This is a genomic window from Pseudomonas sp. HY2-MNA-CIBAN-0224 (assembly GCF_040310285.1).
Lineage (GTDB): Bacteria > Pseudomonadota > Gammaproteobacteria > Pseudomonadales > Pseudomonadaceae > Aquipseudomonas > Aquipseudomonas helleri.
Map to the genome: position 1 here is coordinate 1 of NZ_JBEOPQ010000989.1, position 205 is coordinate 205.

Below are 205 nucleotides of genomic sequence, written 5' to 3' on the forward strand. Positions count from 1 at the left end.
AGGGTGATTAGCTCAGCTGGGAGAGCATCTGCCTTACAAGCAGAGGGTCGGCGGTTCGATCCCGTCATCACCCACCACTTCTTGAGTTTCTCGAAAGAGAAGGTCGCTTTTAACGAAGCAACCAACCGACGCGCAGCGGTAGTTCAGTCGGTTAGAATACCGGCCTGTCACGCCGGGGGTCGCGGGTTCGAGTCCCGTCCGCTGC

The 205-nt window shown here is 58.5% G+C and carries 2 tRNA genes; both read left to right on the top strand.

Annotated features, from left to right (window positions below):
* Position 1 precedes the first annotated feature (1 nt).
* A tRNA-Val gene (locus tag AAEZ03_RS29190) sits at positions 2–77 on the top strand.
* Between the two features lie 55 nt (positions 78–132).
* Positions 133–205: transfer RNA gene (locus tag AAEZ03_RS29195), tRNA-Asp, on the top strand.